This is a genomic window from Streptomyces sp. NPDC006923, assembly GCF_040635655.1.
In the GTDB taxonomy this organism is placed as follows: domain Bacteria; phylum Actinomycetota; class Actinomycetes; order Streptomycetales; family Streptomycetaceae; genus Streptomyces.
The window spans coordinates 1-14642 of sequence record NZ_JBEYIF010000041.1 but is presented as its reverse complement, the minus strand read 5'-3'; the positions used below and the strand labels follow the sequence as shown (position 1 = coordinate 14642).

Genomic DNA, 14642 nt, shown 5'->3' with positions numbered 1-14642 from the left:
GCTGGTGTTACCCAGTCGGCAATCAGCGCCCCACCTCCGCTCCAGTTACTGCAGCTGCCCCCCCACGAACCCCACCTGCCGGACCCCCCGCCCCACAACAACCCCCCGCCGGGGCCCCCGCGCGCCGCCGCGCCTGCCCCGCCGGGCTTACCGGGGCGTCCGCGCGCCGCGCACGGCGCCCGGGCGCCGCCGTGCTCCCCGGTGGCCGCGCCCCTCCCGGCCGGCGGGCCCGGGACCGGTATGACGGCGCCTCCGGCGCGCGTGCGAGGATTCCGGCACCGATCGCGTGGAGGGAGCCCGATGTTCGCGACAGCGCTGGGTGACGGGGCGGAACTGCGCCCGCTGGAGCCGTGGCGGGCCGAGGAGTTCCTGGCCCATATGGACCGCGCCCGGGACCTGGTGGACGAACACATCCCGCTCGCGCAGCTCGTCCCCGACCTCCCGGCCGCGCGGGCGCTGCTCACCTCGTACGCGGAGAAGCAGGCGGCCGACACCGCGCGGATCTACGGGATCTGGCAGGACGCCACGCTGGTCGGGGGAGTGCTCTTCCCCAAGTTCAACGCGGTCCACGGAACCTGTGAGGTCGGCTGCTGGCTGGAGCCGGCCGCCACGGGCCGGGGGCTGGTCACACGCGCCGCCGAGGTGCTGATCGACTGGGCGGTGGAGGAGCGCGGGATCCACCGGGTGGAGTGGCTGGTCTCGTCCGCCAACCTCCCCAGCGTCAGGGTCGCCCAGCGGCTCGGCATGACCCGTGACGGGGTGCTGCGGGAGAACTATCCGTACCGGGGCGTACGCCAGGACACCGAGATCTGGTCGGTCCTGGCGCCCGAGTGGCGCAAGCGGCCGCGCGCCGAGGGCTGAGCGCCGGGGCGGTGTGCCGGGAGCGCCGCGCGAGGCGTTCTCAGGAAGTTCTCAGACGGGGCCCCTAGCGTGCGCCGTATGAACCCGACCCCCAAGACCCAGACCCCCGAGCCGGAGACGGCCGAGACCCCCACGTCCGAGGCGATTCGGCCGGCGGACGAGACCAGGGCCGAGACGACGGCCGAGGCCAGGACCACGGCCGGGTCAGCGGCCGGCACCGACGCCGAGCACCACGCGGACGCAGCGGGCGTGGATGCCGCCGCCGACGGTGATGCCGACAGCACCGCCGCCGCCGACGACAACGACGCCGACGACAACGCCGCCGACGACAACGCCGACGAAGACGATCTTGACGTCGCCGCGGCGCACCGCTCGTCCGGGCTCGGCGCCGCAGCCGCGTCCATCGTCGCGGTCTGCCTCGGCATCGTCGCGCTCACCGGCACCTGGACCAGCCGCGTGGTGTCCGAGCGCGAGAACCTCGTGGGACAGATCAAGATCGGCCAGTCGCCCACCGCCGCGCAGCAGATCTCCGAGATCTACGGCGACCCCTGGCACGCCACCGCCGCGGTCAATGGCGTGGTGGCACTGCTGGCACTGCTCATCGGCGTGATCGTCCTCGCCCTGCCGCAGCGCACGGGATGGGTGCGCCCCGCCGCCCTGGCCGGAGCCATCCTCGGTTTCCTGGGGCTGCTGGTCTCCATCGGCATGTATTTCGACCTCTTTGTGGCGCTGCCGAGCGTCGCGGCCTGAACCGGCTTCTCCCCGAACCGCTCGATCCGTACGCGGCCGGGGCGCCTGCGTGACATGCCTCAGGCCGCGCTCCGGTTGCCAGGGCCATAGGCAGGTGGCACCCCGTTTTCTGAGGCACCGGGACCCGGGAAGATGCGGCACGTGCCCGATGCGGCGGCATCCCCCGGGAGACGAGGGTGAAGGCATCACACGATGCCAGCACACCTTCGTCACCAGGGGACACCCGATGTTCGCTCATGAACTCCAGCAGCTCAGGACGGCCGAACTGCTCCGCGAGGCCGACAGGCGGCGGCTCCTCCGCGAGATCCGCCGGGCCCGCCGGCAGGTCCGCCGTGAGGCCCGGCGGAGCGGCCGGAACGACGACACCGAGCGGCGGGCGCATCCGCTGCGGGTGCCGTTCGACCGCGCGGCCTGAGCCGGTGCCGCTCCCACCCCGCGCGGGCACCGCCGCGACCCGAGCCGCCACCTCGGGGGCCACCGACACCACGGGCGCCGCGCCGCCGGACGGCTGTGCGATGCTCGGCCCTGTGGAAACCAGGTCCCTCAGCCCGGTGTTCGTCGGCAGGACCCGCGAGCTCACCGCACTCACCGAAGCGCTCGCCCGCGCCACAGCGGGCGAGCCGCAGGCCCTGCTCATCGGCGGTGAGGCCGGGGTCGGCAAGACCCGGCTCATCGAGGAACTGTGCGACGTGGCGTGCGCCGGGAAGGCCGTCGTGGCGGTCGGCGGTTGCGTCGAGATCGGCGCGGACGGGCTGCCGTTCGCGCCCTTTTCCACCGCGCTGCGTTCACTGCGCCGCCAGTTGCCCGAGGAACTCGTCGCGGCCTCCGAGGGCCAGGAGGACGAACTGGCCCGGATCCTGCCCGAGCTGGGACGGTCGGACCGGGGCGCGCTGGGCGAACACGGTACCGCCCGGCTCTTCGAACTCACCGGCCGGCTGCTGGAGCGGCTGGCGGCGGACCGTACGGTCGTACTCGTCCTGGAGGATCTGCACTGGGCGGACGCCTCCACCCGCCATCTCCTCGCCTACCTCCTCCGCTCGCTGCGCCGCGGCCGGCTCGTGGTGATCGCCACCTACCGCGCGGACGACATCCACCGCCGTCACCCCCTGCGGCCCCTCCTCGCGGAACTGGACCGGCTGCGGTCGGTCCGGCGCATCGAGCTGTCCCGCTTCAGCCGCGCCGAGGTACGGCACCAACTGACCGGCCTCCTCGCCGCGGAACCCGAACCGGACCTGCTCGCGCAGATCTTCGAACGGTCCGACGGCAACGCCTTCTTCGTCGAGGAACTGGTCTGCTCCATCGAGGCCGGCTGTGCCACAGGACTCAGGGACTCCCTGCGCGACCTGCTGCTCGTACGGGTGGAGGCGCTGCCCGAGGCCGCCGGACGGGTCGCCAGGATCGTCGCCGAGGGCGGCACCACCGTCGAATACCGGCTGCTGCTGACCGTCGCGCGGCTGGCCGAGGACGAGCTGATCGAGGCGCTGCGGGCCGCCGTGGGCGCCAATATCCTCACGCCCACGGCGGACGGGGACGGCTACCGCTTCCGCCACTCGCTGGTGCGCGAGGCGGTCAGCGACGATCTGCTCCCCGGCGAACGCTCCCGCCTCAACCGCCGCTACGCCGAAGCCCTGGAGGCCGATCCCTCGCTCGTCCGCGCCGACGAGCGCACCACCCGGCTCGCCAGCTACTGGTACAGCGCGCACGACGCGGCGAAGGCCCTTCCCGTGGTGCTGCGCGCCTCCGTCGAGGCGCGGGAACGCTATGCCCACTCCGAGCAACTGCGGCTGCTGGAACGGGCGATGGAGCTGTGGGACGACGCTCCCCAGGAGGTCAGGGACACCCTGCGGCCGCCCGACGACGCCGAGGTCTATCCGCCGTGCGGCGGCGACCCGGGAGCCGCGCCGCTGCGCTACCTCGATCTGATGGCGGAGGCGACCGTCGCCGCGCGTTTCGGTGGTGACCGCGAGCGTGCCCTGGCGATCTCCAAGAAGGCCATGCGGGTCCTGGAGAGGGATCACGACCCGCTGCGCGCCGCGTGGTTCTGGACCCAGCGCTCCCGGCTGACGCAGGACCTCACCCGGGGCGACGGCTGGCAGGAGCTGGCCACCGCCGAGGAACTGGTCCGGGGACTGCCGCCGTCCGCCGTCCACGCCGACGTCCTGGTCAATATCGCCTCCTGGGGCGCCCTGCACCGCCCGGGGCCGGAGAGCCTGGCCGCCGCGGACCGCGCGGTGCGCTACGCCAGGCTGGTCGGCGCCGAGTACATCGAGCTGCACGCCCGGCTCACCCGGGGCCGGCTCACCGCCGACGCGGGCGACGTCGAGGGCGGGCTCGCCGAGATGTACGCGGTGCGCGACCGCGCCGACGAGCTGGGCGCCGTCGGGATCATGGGCAGCGCCAGTACGCATCTGCCGTCCATGCTGGAGGGGGTGGGCCGCTCCCGGGAGGCGATCGCCGCCGCGGACCACGGCATCGCCGTCTGCCATCAGCGCGGCCTCGCCACCCTGGAGGCGGGGGTCCGCGCCACCAAGGCCCAGTCCCTCTACTCGCTGGGACGCTGGACCGAGGCGGACACCGTCCTCGACGAGGCGGCGGGGATCGCCCAGTCCCGGAAGGCGCGCGGCCTGCTCGCAGTACGCCGTGCCGAACTGGCCCTCGCCCGGGGCGACCTCGACGAGGCGGAGAGCCAGGTGGAGCTGGCCCGGGGCTTCTTCGGCACCCATGATCCTCAGCCGCAGCACTCCATCTCACCGGCCGGGCTGGCGATGGCCGTCGCCGCGCGGCGCGGCCTGCGGGCCGAGGCGAGGGCCGAGTTCCAGCGGATCACCGCGCGGGGCTTCCCGCCCGGCACCCAGCGGTACGCGCTGCCGCTGCTGTGTGCCGCGGCGGCGATGGAGGCGGACGGCCGGGAGGCGCGCGGTGAGGATCCCGGCCGGGCCGGTGTTCTCGCCGCCGTGCGCACCCACGCCAAGCGGCTGCCCGCGCTGGTCCCCGTCTGGGGTGCGCACGCCCGCGTACTCGACGCGGAACTGGCCCGTGCCGAGGGCCGCCCGGCCCCGGAACTCTGGGCGCGCGCCGTCACCGCCTTCGAGGCGGTCGACCGGCCCTATGAGCTGGCGCGGGCCCGCCACCGCTGGGCGGCCGCGCTGCTCGACTCCGGCGTCGACCGCTCCGAAGCCGCCGGCCCGCTCGCCCTGGCCCACGCGGCGGCCACCCGGCTCGGCGCCCGTCCCCTGGCCGAACAGACCGCGCTGCTGGCCGGCCGCGCGAGAATCAGCCTCGGACCGGCCTCCGGCGGGAGCGGCGCTCCCGACCCCGGTCTCGCCCCGGCCCGCTCACTGGGCCTGACCCCACGCGAACAGGAGGTCCTGCGGCTGGTCGCGGCCGGTCGCAGCAACCGCCGGATCGCCGAGGAGCTGTACATCTCGCCCAAGACCGCCAGCGTCCATGTCTCCCACATCCTGGCCAAGCTGGGTGTCTCGGGGCGCACCGAGGCCGCGGCCCTGGCCCACCGCCTCCGGCTCTTCCCGGACTCGCCGGAGGACGCCGGCCGTTCCCGCGTCTGAGGACGCCGGCGGCCGGCGGGGGACCGGGTCCGTTCGCGCGGCCCTGTCCCGGGTCGTTACGCGACCTCCAGCCGGAGGATCCTGTCGTCCCCCGGCTCGGGCGCGCCCCGGCCGTCGGTATTGCTGGTCATCAGCCACACCTGGTCGCCGCCCACCGAAATCACCGTACGCAGGCGGCCGTACTCCTCCCGCAGGAACGCCTGGGGAGCGGCCGCCAGTTTCCGTCCGGCCAGCGGAATGCGCCACAGCCGCTCGCCGCGCAGTGACGCCATCCAGATCGAGCCCTCCGCATACGCGATACCGCTCGGTGACGCCTCACTCGTCTTCCACTGGGCCACCGGGTCGACATAGCCGGCCCTGCCGGCCTTTCCCTCGACCACCGGCCAGCCGTAATTCTTGCCGGGCTCGATCAGATTCAGCTCGTCCCAGTTGTCCTGTCCGAACTCCGACGCCCACAGCCTGTTCTCGGAGTCCCAGGCCAGTCCCTGTACATTGCGGTGGCCCAGTGAATAGACCACCGAATCCGCGTCGGGATTCCCGTGCACGGGCTGCCCGTCCGCAGTCATTCGGAGAATCTTGCCGGCCAGTGACTTCTTGTCCTGGGCGAGACCGCGTTCGGCCGTTTCCCCCGTGCCCGCGTACAGCATTTTGTCCGGGCCGAAGGCGATCCGCCCGCCATTGTGGATGGTGCCCTTCGGGATGCCCCGCAGCACCGTGTCCGGTGCCCCGAGCTGTTGCCCGACCGGTTTCCTCTCGTCGTAGGACATACGGGCGATGCGGTTGTCCGACTCGGTGGTGAAGTAGGCATACACAAGGTGGTCGGAGGCGAACGAGGGGGAAAGGGCGATCCCCAGCAGACCGCCCTCACCCGCGGCGGCGACCCCCGGCACCTCGCCGATGACGGTCTTCCTCCCGCCGTCCGTGTCGACACGGGTGATCGTCCCCTCGTCGCGCGAGGAGACCAGCGGATCGCCGTCCGGCAGGGCGGCCAGGCCCCAGGGGGAGTTGAGCCCCTCGGTGAGGGTCGACACCACCTTCACCGACCCCTTCGCCGGCGGCGCAGACGGGCTTGGCGATCCGCCCCCGGACGGCGAGGCGGCCGGGCTCGACGCGGCGCCCCGGCCGGGCTCCTGACCGGCCCCGCCGCCGGAGGAGCATCCGGCGACCACCAGAAGAGCGGCAGCGGCCCATCCGGCCGTCACTGCTGTACGTTGCACGGTTCCGATCCCTTCGACGGCTGCGTTTCTCCTGTTCTTACACCGCCGCCCCGTCCCGGGTTCCCACTTACCGCCGATCAGTCCGGCCGATCTGTCAGGTCGTGTCCGGTCGTGTCCGGTCGGTCAGTCCGGCCGATCAGCCCGCAAAACGTTCCGCCGCGTCCGCCCGGCGCCACGGCCGGACTTACGGCGGCTCACTCCCAGGACTCCCGCACCGGCGGCAGCGCCGCTATCTCGGCCAGGTCCCGCGCCGTCAGTTCCAGCTCCGCCGCAGCGGCGTTCTCCACCGCCCAGCGCTCCCGTTTCGCCCCGGGCACCGGCACCACATGGCGGCCCCTGCCCAGCACCCAGGCCAGCGCCACCTGCGCCGGTGTCGCGCCGTGCCGCTCCGCGACCCGCCGCAGCCCGGCCACCAGCGGCTGGTTCGCCGCCATGATCTCCGCCGTGAAACGCGGATGCCGCGCCCGTACGTCGTCCGGTTCGAAACCCTGCCCGGGGGTGAGCGTGCCCGTCAGGAAACCGTTGCCCAGGGGCATCGCCGCCAGAAAACCGATGCCGCGCGCCTCGCACCACGGCAGCAGCCGATCCAGCGCCTCCGGCGACCACACCGACAGCTCCGCCTCCACCGCGCTCACCGGAAAGACCTGCTGCACCCGCTCCAACTGCCGGATCGTCGACTCGTGCAGATGCGCCCCCGCCCGGCGCCGGGACGCCCGGGCGCCCACGGCGCACAGCCCGAGAGCCCGCACCTTGCCCGCGCTCACCAGCTCCGCCATCGCCCCCCAGGTCTCCTCGACCGGTATCTCGGGATCGGCCCGGTGGAGCTGGTAGAGGTCGATGACATCCGTCCCCAGCCGTCGCAGGGAGGCGTCGCAGGCCCGCCGCACATAGCTGGGGCTGCCATTGGCGACAATGTGCTGGTCGCCGACGAGCAGCCCGCACTTGGTGGAGACGAAGGCGTCCGCGCGCCGCTGCCCGAGCACCCGTCCGAGCAGCAGTTCATTGGTGAACGGGCCGTACATGTCGGCCGTGTCCAGCAGGCTCGTACCGGCGTCGAGCGCCGCGTGCACCGTACGCAGTGAGCTGTCCCCGCGCTGCTGCGAGCCGGTGTAGGCCCAGTGCATCGGCATACAGCCGAGTCCGATCGCGCCCACTTCGAGCGCCGCCGCACCGATTGTCCTGCGCTCCAACTGCCGTACCCCTCCTCGTGCCGCCCTCAAGCTAACCTCATCGGTCCGGCGCGCTTCGCATAGCCTCCTGACCATGACCGCAGATGTATGGCTCCCGATTCCGGCCGACGAGATCGAAGGGCTCCCCGAGGGCCTCCATTACCTCTTCTGGGACGGTGGCCGGGACTTCCCGGGAGACCCCGCCGACTGTGCCTTCTATGTCGTCCCCTACATGAAAGGCGTGGAGGTCGCCGTCCGGCCGCTCTCCGCGATGACATCGGTACGCGTCGTACAGACCCTCTCGGCGGGCACCGACCATGTGGCACCGGGACTCGGCGCCCTGTCCGCCGGCGTGCGCCTGTGCAATGCCAAGGGCGTCCACGAGGCCAGCACCGCCGAACTCGCCCTGGCCCTGATACTCGCCTCCCTGCGCGGCGTTCCCGGTTTCGTGCGCGGCCAGGAGCGGGAGGAGTGGCGGTCCGGTTTCTATCCGGCGCTCGCCGACAAGTCCGTACTGATCGTCGGATACGGATCGATCGGCGCCGCCATCGAGGACCGGCTCGCGCCATTCGAATGCGCGCGGGTGGTACGCGTCGCGCGCTCCGCCCGCACCACGGTGCGCGGCGAGGTCCACGCGTTCACCGATCTCCCCGCGCTGCTTCCCGAGGCCGATGTCGTCGTTCTGTCGACCCCGCTCACGGAGGAGACAAAGGGCCTGGCGGACGCCGCATTCCTGGCCCGGATGAAGGACGGGGCGCTGTTCGTGAATGTCGCCCGGGGCGCCGTCGCGGACACCGAGGCGCTTCTCGCGGAGCTGAAGAGCGGCCGGATCACGGCCGCGCTGGATGTCACCGACCCGGAACCACTGCCCGCCGGCCATCCCCTCTGGCATGCTCCGGGTGTCCTCATCAGCCCCCACGTCGGCGGCTCCACGTCGGCCTTCCTGCCGCGCGCCAAGCGTCTGCTGGCCGGACAGCTCACCCTGTTCGCCGCCGGGGACGAGCCCCGGAACACCGTCCTCGTCACCGGAGAAGCCGCGGGATGACCGGTCGCCCGGCCGGCCGTGGTCCCCTCCGCGCCGGGCCCGGTACCCGCACGGTCCGCACCGTATCTGCTCGTCACAGAGAGTAGAAGAACTATGTCCCTGAGTGACGAGACTGGTGTATCGTCCCGATCTGGGGCCGCGTCGCGCCTGGAGCGGCGTCTGGGAGTGATCTGAATCCGAGGGGGGCGACGGGCGATGTACGGCCGATGGACCAGGGATCCGGCACGGCGGGGACGCCTGAGGCGACCTCCGGACGTTTCCTTGTGCGGACCGGGCCGCTCGGCGGTGACAGCGACACTCGCCGGGGCAGTCCGGTGAGCGCCGAGGGTGTGCTCCTCGGCCGTCGGCCGACGGCCGGCAGCGCGGGGCTGATCGGCCAGTTGTTCCTCGCCCTGGTCTGCGGGGGCTACGCGGCCGGCGCTGCCCTGGGCTGGGGCTCGGAGAAACTGGCCCTGTTCATGGGCGACTTCGGGCTGAGCCTCGCCGCGCTGATCGCCGCCGTCTCCTGCTTCTGCTACGGATACGGGCGGGGCGTCGGCAGCCGCGTCCGGCCCGCCTGGCTGCTGTTCTCGTTCTCCTCGGCGATGGCCTCCGGCGGAAACGCCGTCTGGGGGTGGTACGAGGTCGTGCTGGAGCGGCCCGTGCCCAGCCCCTCCCTGGCCGACCTCTTCTTCCTCTGCTTCGCGCCGCCCGCCATCGTGGGGCTGCTCGTGCTCGCCAAGCGCCCGGTCAGCAGGGCCGGCTGGGTCTGTCTCGCGCTGGACTCCTGGCTGATCGGCGGTTCGCTGCTCACCCTGTCCTGGAGCCTCGCCCTCGCGCGGACCGCGCAGTTCCAGGGCGAGAGCGTGACCCAGGCCGCGCTCTCCCTCGCCTATCCCCTGCTGGACATCGTCCTCGTCAGCATGGTTCTCGCGCTGCACTTCCGGCGGGCCACGGGCAGCCGCTCCGCCGTCAACACCGCCATCGCGGCGCTCGCGCTGACGGTGCTGTGCGACGCCCTGTTCACCTCCCCGCTGCTGCGCGAGAGCTATCGCTCGGGACAGCTTCTGGACGCCGGCTGGTTCGCGGGATCGCTGCTCCTCGCCTACGCGCCCTGGGGCGTGCGCCGCCCGGTGGAGAGCGCCCCGAGCCCGCGCCCGGCCCGCCACTCCAGCCGCCCGATCGCGGGCTCCCTCGCCGCGCTCACCCCGTACCTCGCCGCGGCCGTCTGCACGCTCGGCATCCTCTACAACGTCGTCGACGGGCGCCGGGTCGACCGGGTGGTGGTCCTCACCGGCTCCACGGTCGTGCTCGCCCTGGTCGTACGGCAGGGCATCATGCTCGTCGACAACATCGCGCTCACCCATGAGCTGGCCCAGAAGGAGAACCACTTCCGCTCCCTGGTGCAGGGATCCAGCGATGTGATCATGATCGCCGCCCCCTCGGGGATACTCCGCTACGTCAGCCCCGCCGCGTCCGGTGTCTACGGGCGCGAGGCCGAGGATCTCGTCGGCGCCGAGCTGGCCTCGATCATCCACCCGGAGGACCTCGGCCGGGTCGTCCACGAGGTAAGACGGTTTCTGGCCGCGCCCACCGCGGAGGAGCCCACGACCCGGATCGAATGCCGCTTCCGGTCCGGCACCGGCGACTGGCTCAATGTGGAGTCCACCGTCAACCGCCATCAGGGCGGGCTGATCTTCAACAGCCGCGATGTCACCGAACGGGTCCGTCTCCAGGCCCAGTTGCAGCACAACGCCGAGCACGACCCGCTCACCGACCTGCCCAACCGGTCGCTGTTCACCGAGCGCGTCCGGCAGGCCCTCTCCGGCCGCCGTGCGACCGACGCGGGCACGGCGGTGCTCTTCATCGACCTGGACGGCTTCAAGGCCGTCAACGACCGCCTGGGCCACCAGGTCGGGGACGAACTCCTGGTGCTGGCCGCACACCGGCTCCAGGACTCGGTCCGGGCCGGTGACACGGCGGCCCGGCTCGGTGGCGACGAATTCGCGGCCATCGTCCTCGGCGACGGCGCTGCGGGCAGGACGGCCCGCGAATACCAGGTCCGGGAGATCGCCGACCGGCTCCGTCTCACGCTCTCCCAGCCCTACCGCATCGACGGCAACGATGTCCGGGTCGCCGCCTCCATCGGCGTGGCCTTCGCCGAGCCCGGCACGACCCCCACCGATCTGATGCGCAACGCCGACCTCGCCATGTACCGCGCCAAGGCGGCCGGCAAGAACCGCGTCGAGCTGTACTCGCCGGAGATGCAGGCCGACGTCGTCCGCAGGAGCGAGCCGGCCGGACGGCCGCGCACCCTGCCGCACGAAGGCGAATTCGTCCTCCTCCACCAGCCGGTGGTGCACCTCACCACCGGCCGGGTCAGCGCCGTCGCCGCGCAGGCCCGCTGGCGGTCCTCCCAGGGCATCCTCTTCACCCCCGCCGAGTTCCTGCGGGCCGGCGACGACAGCCCCCGTACCTCGGACATCGGCCGCCGGCTCCTCGAAGAAGCCGTCGAGCAGGCCGCGGAGCGCACCGGGCTCGGCCACCCTCCGGTCCCGGTGTGCGTACGGCTCCCCGCCCGCGGGCTGCTCGACAGGTCCCTGCCGCTGGGCTCCGTCGAGGCGCTGCTGACCCGGCACGGGCTGCCCTCGGGATCCCTGATGATCGAGCTGGCCGACAGCGACCCGCGTGGTTCCCTCGACGAGCTGGAACACCGCCTGGGCGCGCTGCGCCGGCTGGGCGTACGGATCGCGCTCGACGGCTTCGGCAGCGGATACGCGGCGATCAGCACGCTGCGCCGGCTCCCCATCGACGTACTGAAACTGGACCGCGGTCTGGTGGAGGGCGTGGTGGAGTCCGCCCGGCTGAACAAGATCACCGCGGGGCTGCTCCGCATCGCCTGCGATCTCGGCATGCAGTCCGTGGCCGACGGCGTGGACCTCCCGGAACAGGTGCTCGCGCTGCGTGCCATGGGATGCACCCACGCCCAGGGGATGGCCTTCTCCGGGCCGCTCGACGAATACCGGCTGCGCCGCGCCCTGGCGCGTGGCGAGTACCCGCTGCCGGGCGAGACAGTCCTGCCCGTTCTCTCCGGAGGTGTGCTGCCCGTGAGGCACTCCCGTCCGCCGGTCGCCGACCGGATCTCCCGTCCATCGATCCGCTCAAATAATGAGACGCCTGTCCCACCCACTTGACAGCCATGGCGCGCCGGAGGGAGGGTCAAGGCCATGCGCACCCGAATTCTCGTACTTGGACAGCGCGTCGGCTGAAGCAGAGCCCAGTACCGGCTCCGCAGACCGCACCGACGCGCTCCCCTCGCTTGCCTCACGGCACGAGGGGTTTTTTGTTGCATCGGAACACCCCAAACCCTCACAAAACTTCAGCTTCGAGAAGAGAATGCCGATGACCGAGCAGGCCACCGGGGCCCACCATCCGCAGCCGCGGGCCCGTAACGGCGGACCGTCCTCCGCAACCGTTGAGCACGTCACGGGTGCGCAGTCCCTCATCCGTTCGCTCGAGGAAGTAGGGGCCGACACGGTCTTCGGCATCCCCGGCGGCGCCATCCTTCCCGCCTACGACCCGATGATGGACTCCACCCGGGTCCGCCACGTCCTCGTCCGCCACGAGCAGGGCGCGGGACACGCGGCCACCGGCTACGCCCAGGCCACCGGCAAGGTGGGCGTCTGCATGGCGACCTCCGGCCCCGGTGCCACCAATCTGGTCACCCCCATCGCCGACGCGCACATGGACTCGGTGCCGCTGGTCGCGATCACCGGCCAGGTGGCCAGCAAGGCGATCGGTACGGACGCCTTCCAGGAGGCGGACATCTGCGGCATCACGATGCCGATCACCAAGCACAACTTCCTGGTCACCAAGGCCGAGGACATCCCCAGGACGATCGCGGAGGCCTTCCACATCGCCTCCACAGGACGGCCCGGTCCCGTCCTGGTCGACATCGCGAAGGACGCCCTCCAGGCCCGTACGACCTTCAGCTGGCCGCCCGTCCAGGACCTGCCCGGCTACCGCCCGGTCACCAAGCCGCACGCCAAGCAGATCCGCGAGGCCGCCAAGCTGATCACACAGGCCAGGCGTCCCGTGCTGTATGTCGGCGGCGGTGTCATCAAGGCCGGCGCGACCGCCGAGCTGAAGGTCCTCGCGGAGCTGACCGGCGTCCCCGTCACCACCACCCTGATGGCGCTGGGATCCTTCCCCGACAGCCACCCGCTGCATGTGGGAATGCCGGGCATGCACGGTTCGGTCACCGCCGTCACCGCGCTGCAGAAGGCCGACCTGATCGTCGCCCTCGGAGCCCGGTTCGACGACCGGGTCACCGGAAAGCTGGACAGCTTCGCGCCGTACGCCAAGATCGTCCACGCGGACATCGACCCGGCCGAGATCGGCAAGAACCGCGCCGCCGACGTGCCGATCGTGGGCGACGCCCGGGAGGTCCTCGCCGACCTGGTCCAGGCCGTCCAGGCCGAACACACCGAGGGCACCGTGGGAGAGGCCGCCCGGACGCAGTACGCGGCCTGGTGGAAGGACCTCAACCGCTGGCGCGAGACCTACCCCCTCGGATACGAGCAGCCCGCGAACGGCAGCCTGTCGCCGCAGCAGGTCATCCAGCGCATCGGCCAGCTCGCGCCGGAGGACACCATCTACGCGGCGGGCGTGGGCCAGCACCAGATGTGGGCCGCCCACTTCATCGAGTACGAGAAGCCCGCCACCTGGCTGAACTCCGGCGGCGCCGGGACCATGGGGTACGCCGTCCCGGCCGCGATGGGCGCCAAGGCCGGACAGCCCGGCCGCACGGTCTGGGCGATCGACGGTGACGGCTGCTTCCAGATGACGAACCAGGAGCTCACCACCTGCGCGCTCAACAACATCCCGATCAAGGTCGCGATCATCAACAACGGTGCGCTGGGCATGGTGCGGCAGTGGCAGACCCTCTTCTACAACGAGCGGTACTCCAACACCGTGCTGCACGCGGGGCAGGGCGAGGAGGGCGCCCCGAGCGGCGGCACCCGGATCCCGGACTTCGTGAAGCTGTCCGAGGCCATGGGCTGTGTCGCGATGCGCTGTGAGTCCCCGGACGAACTGGACGCCGTGATCGCCAAGGCGAACGCCATCAACGACCGTCCCGTGGTCGTCGACTTCATCGTCCACGAGGACGCCCAGGTGTGGCCGATGGTCGCCGCCGGCACCTCCAACGACGAGGTCATGGCCGCCCTCGGCGTCCGCCCCGACTTCGGCGACAACGAAGACGACTGAGAAGACGACCGAGCCGAGAGTCCGAGAGAAGAGACCGAGAGAGACCGACACATGTCCAAGCACACACTCTCCGTCCTGGTGGAGAACACGCCCGGCATCCTCGCCCGGATCGCCGCGCTGTTCTCCCGCCGCGGCTTCAACATCGACTCCCTCGCCGTCGGTGTCACCGAACACCCCGACATCTCCCGCATCACCATCGTGGTCAATGTCGAGGAACTGCCGCTGGAACAGGTCACGAAGCAGCTCAACAAGCTGGTCAATGTCCTGAAGATCGTCGAACTCGAGCCCGGCGCCGCGATCCAGCGCGAGCTCGTCCTGGTCAAGGTCCGCGCCGACAACGAGACGCGCTCCCAGATCGTCGAGATCGTCCAGCTCTTCCGCGCCAAGACCGTCGACGTCTCACCCGAGGCCGTCACGATCGAGGCCACCGGATCGACCGACAAGCTCGACGCGATGCTCAAGATGCTGGAGCAGTTCGGCATCAAGGAGCTCGTGCAGTCGGGGACGATCGCCATAGGACGTGGCGCGCGGTCCATCACGGACCGCAGTCTGCGGGCACTCGACCGCAGCGCGTGACCCGTCCTGCCCGGTCGGCTCGCATGCCGAGACCGGGAAACCCGCTCCACCCCGCCCGCCGTACGGTGGGAAGCAAGCCGCAACACCTCACGACATGCACACAAGGAGAGACCCAGTGGCCGAGCTGTTCTATGACGACGATGCCGACCTGTCCATCATCCAGAACCGCAAGGTCGCGGTCATCGGCTATGGCAGCCAGGGCCATGCCCAC

At 71.7% G+C, this 14642-nt stretch carries 11 protein-coding genes; 9 read left to right on the top strand and 2 right to left on the bottom strand.

Annotated features, from left to right (window positions below; all coding sequences use genetic code 11):
• The first annotated feature begins 300 nt into the window (after positions 1–300).
• The 4 genes from ABZ707_RS32905 (at position 301) to ABZ707_RS32890 (ending at position 5177) form a co-directional block, all read left to right on the top strand.
• A complete protein-coding gene (locus tag ABZ707_RS32905) occupies positions 301–861 on the top strand; it encodes a GNAT family protein (protein ID WP_360182443.1) in 561 nt (186 codons plus the stop codon).
• A 78-nt stretch (positions 862–939) separates the two neighbouring features.
• Positions 940–1611: a hypothetical protein gene (locus tag ABZ707_RS32900; RefSeq protein ID WP_360182440.1), complete on the top strand. Its 672-nt coding sequence runs from the start codon at positions 940–942 to the stop codon at positions 1609–1611.
• A 226-nt stretch (positions 1612–1837) separates the two neighbouring features.
• Complete coding sequence (locus tag ABZ707_RS32895) at positions 1838–2026, top strand: hypothetical protein (RefSeq protein WP_360182437.1); 189 nt, start codon at positions 1838–1840, stop codon at positions 2024–2026.
• A gap of 100 nt (positions 2027–2126) precedes the next feature.
• Complete coding sequence (locus tag ABZ707_RS32890; protein ID WP_360182452.1) at positions 2127–5177, top strand: AAA family ATPase; 3051 nt, start codon at positions 2127–2129, stop codon at positions 5175–5177.
• 56 nt (positions 5178–5233) lie between these two features.
• On the opposite strand, the gene ABZ707_RS32885 is transcribed toward ABZ707_RS32890, so the two are convergent.
• Positions 5234–6394 carry a PQQ-dependent sugar dehydrogenase gene (locus tag ABZ707_RS32885; RefSeq protein WP_360182434.1) on the bottom strand — a complete coding sequence of 387 codons (1161 nt, stop codon included), beginning with the start codon at positions 6392–6394 and terminating at the stop codon, positions 5234–5236.
• 194 nt (positions 6395–6588) lie between these two features.
• Positions 6589–7584 carry an aldo/keto reductase gene (locus ABZ707_RS32880; RefSeq protein ID WP_360182431.1) on the bottom strand — a complete coding sequence of 332 codons (996 nt, stop codon included), beginning with the start codon at positions 7582–7584 and terminating at the stop codon, positions 6589–6591.
• A gap of 73 nt (positions 7585–7657) precedes the next feature.
• Between ABZ707_RS32880 and ABZ707_RS32875 the strand changes: the two genes are divergently transcribed.
• The 5 genes from ABZ707_RS32875 to ABZ707_RS32855 form a co-directional block, all read left to right on the top strand.
• Positions 7658–8608 carry a 2-hydroxyacid dehydrogenase gene (locus tag ABZ707_RS32875; protein WP_360182428.1) on the top strand — a complete coding sequence of 317 codons (951 nt, stop codon included), beginning with the start codon at positions 7658–7660 and terminating at the stop codon, positions 8606–8608.
• 314 nt (positions 8609–8922) lie between these two features.
• The gene (locus ABZ707_RS32870; protein WP_360182449.1) at positions 8923–11781 is read left to right on the top strand and encodes an EAL domain-containing protein; all 2859 of its coding nucleotides are present in this window, start codon (positions 8923–8925) and stop codon (positions 11779–11781) included.
• A 208-nt stretch (positions 11782–11989) separates the two neighbouring features.
• Entirely contained in the window at positions 11990–13855 is a 1866-nt protein-coding gene (locus ABZ707_RS32865) for an acetolactate synthase large subunit (protein WP_360182425.1), read from the top strand.
• A gap of 51 nt (positions 13856–13906) precedes the next feature.
• Positions 13907–14431 carry an acetolactate synthase small subunit gene (gene ilvN, locus ABZ707_RS32860; protein ID WP_319680671.1) on the top strand — a complete coding sequence of 175 codons (525 nt, stop codon included), beginning with the start codon at positions 13907–13909 and terminating at the stop codon, positions 14429–14431.
• 115 nt (positions 14432–14546) lie between these two features.
• The coding region (locus ABZ707_RS32855; RefSeq protein WP_360182446.1) for a hypothetical protein at positions 14547–14642 on the top strand (96 nt) is incomplete at its 3' end.

What these genes read in the sequence shown, in the direction of transcription:
- ABZ707_RS32875 (WP_360182428.1), top strand. Translation starts at nt 7,658, where the DNA reads ATGACCGCAGATGTATGGCTCCCGATTCCGGCCGACGAGATCGAAGGG.
- ABZ707_RS32905 (WP_360182443.1), top strand. Translation starts at nt 301, where the DNA reads ATGTTCGCGACAGCGCTGGGTGACGGGGCGGAACTGCGCCCGCTGGAG.
- ABZ707_RS32890 (WP_360182452.1), top strand. Translation starts at nt 2,127, where the DNA reads ATGCTCGGCCCTGTGGAAACCAGGTCCCTCAGCCCGGTGTTCGTCGGC.
- ABZ707_RS32895 (WP_360182437.1), top strand. Translation starts at nt 1,838, where the DNA reads ATGTTCGCTCATGAACTCCAGCAGCTCAGGACGGCCGAACTGCTCCGC.
- ABZ707_RS32900 (WP_360182440.1), top strand. Translation starts at nt 940, where the DNA reads ATGAACCCGACCCCCAAGACCCAGACCCCCGAGCCGGAGACGGCCGAG.
- ABZ707_RS32865 (WP_360182425.1), top strand. Translation starts at nt 11,990, where the DNA reads ATGACCGAGCAGGCCACCGGGGCCCACCATCCGCAGCCGCGGGCCCGT.
- ilvN (WP_319680671.1), top strand. Translation starts at nt 13,907, where the DNA reads ATGTCCAAGCACACACTCTCCGTCCTGGTGGAGAACACGCCCGGCATC.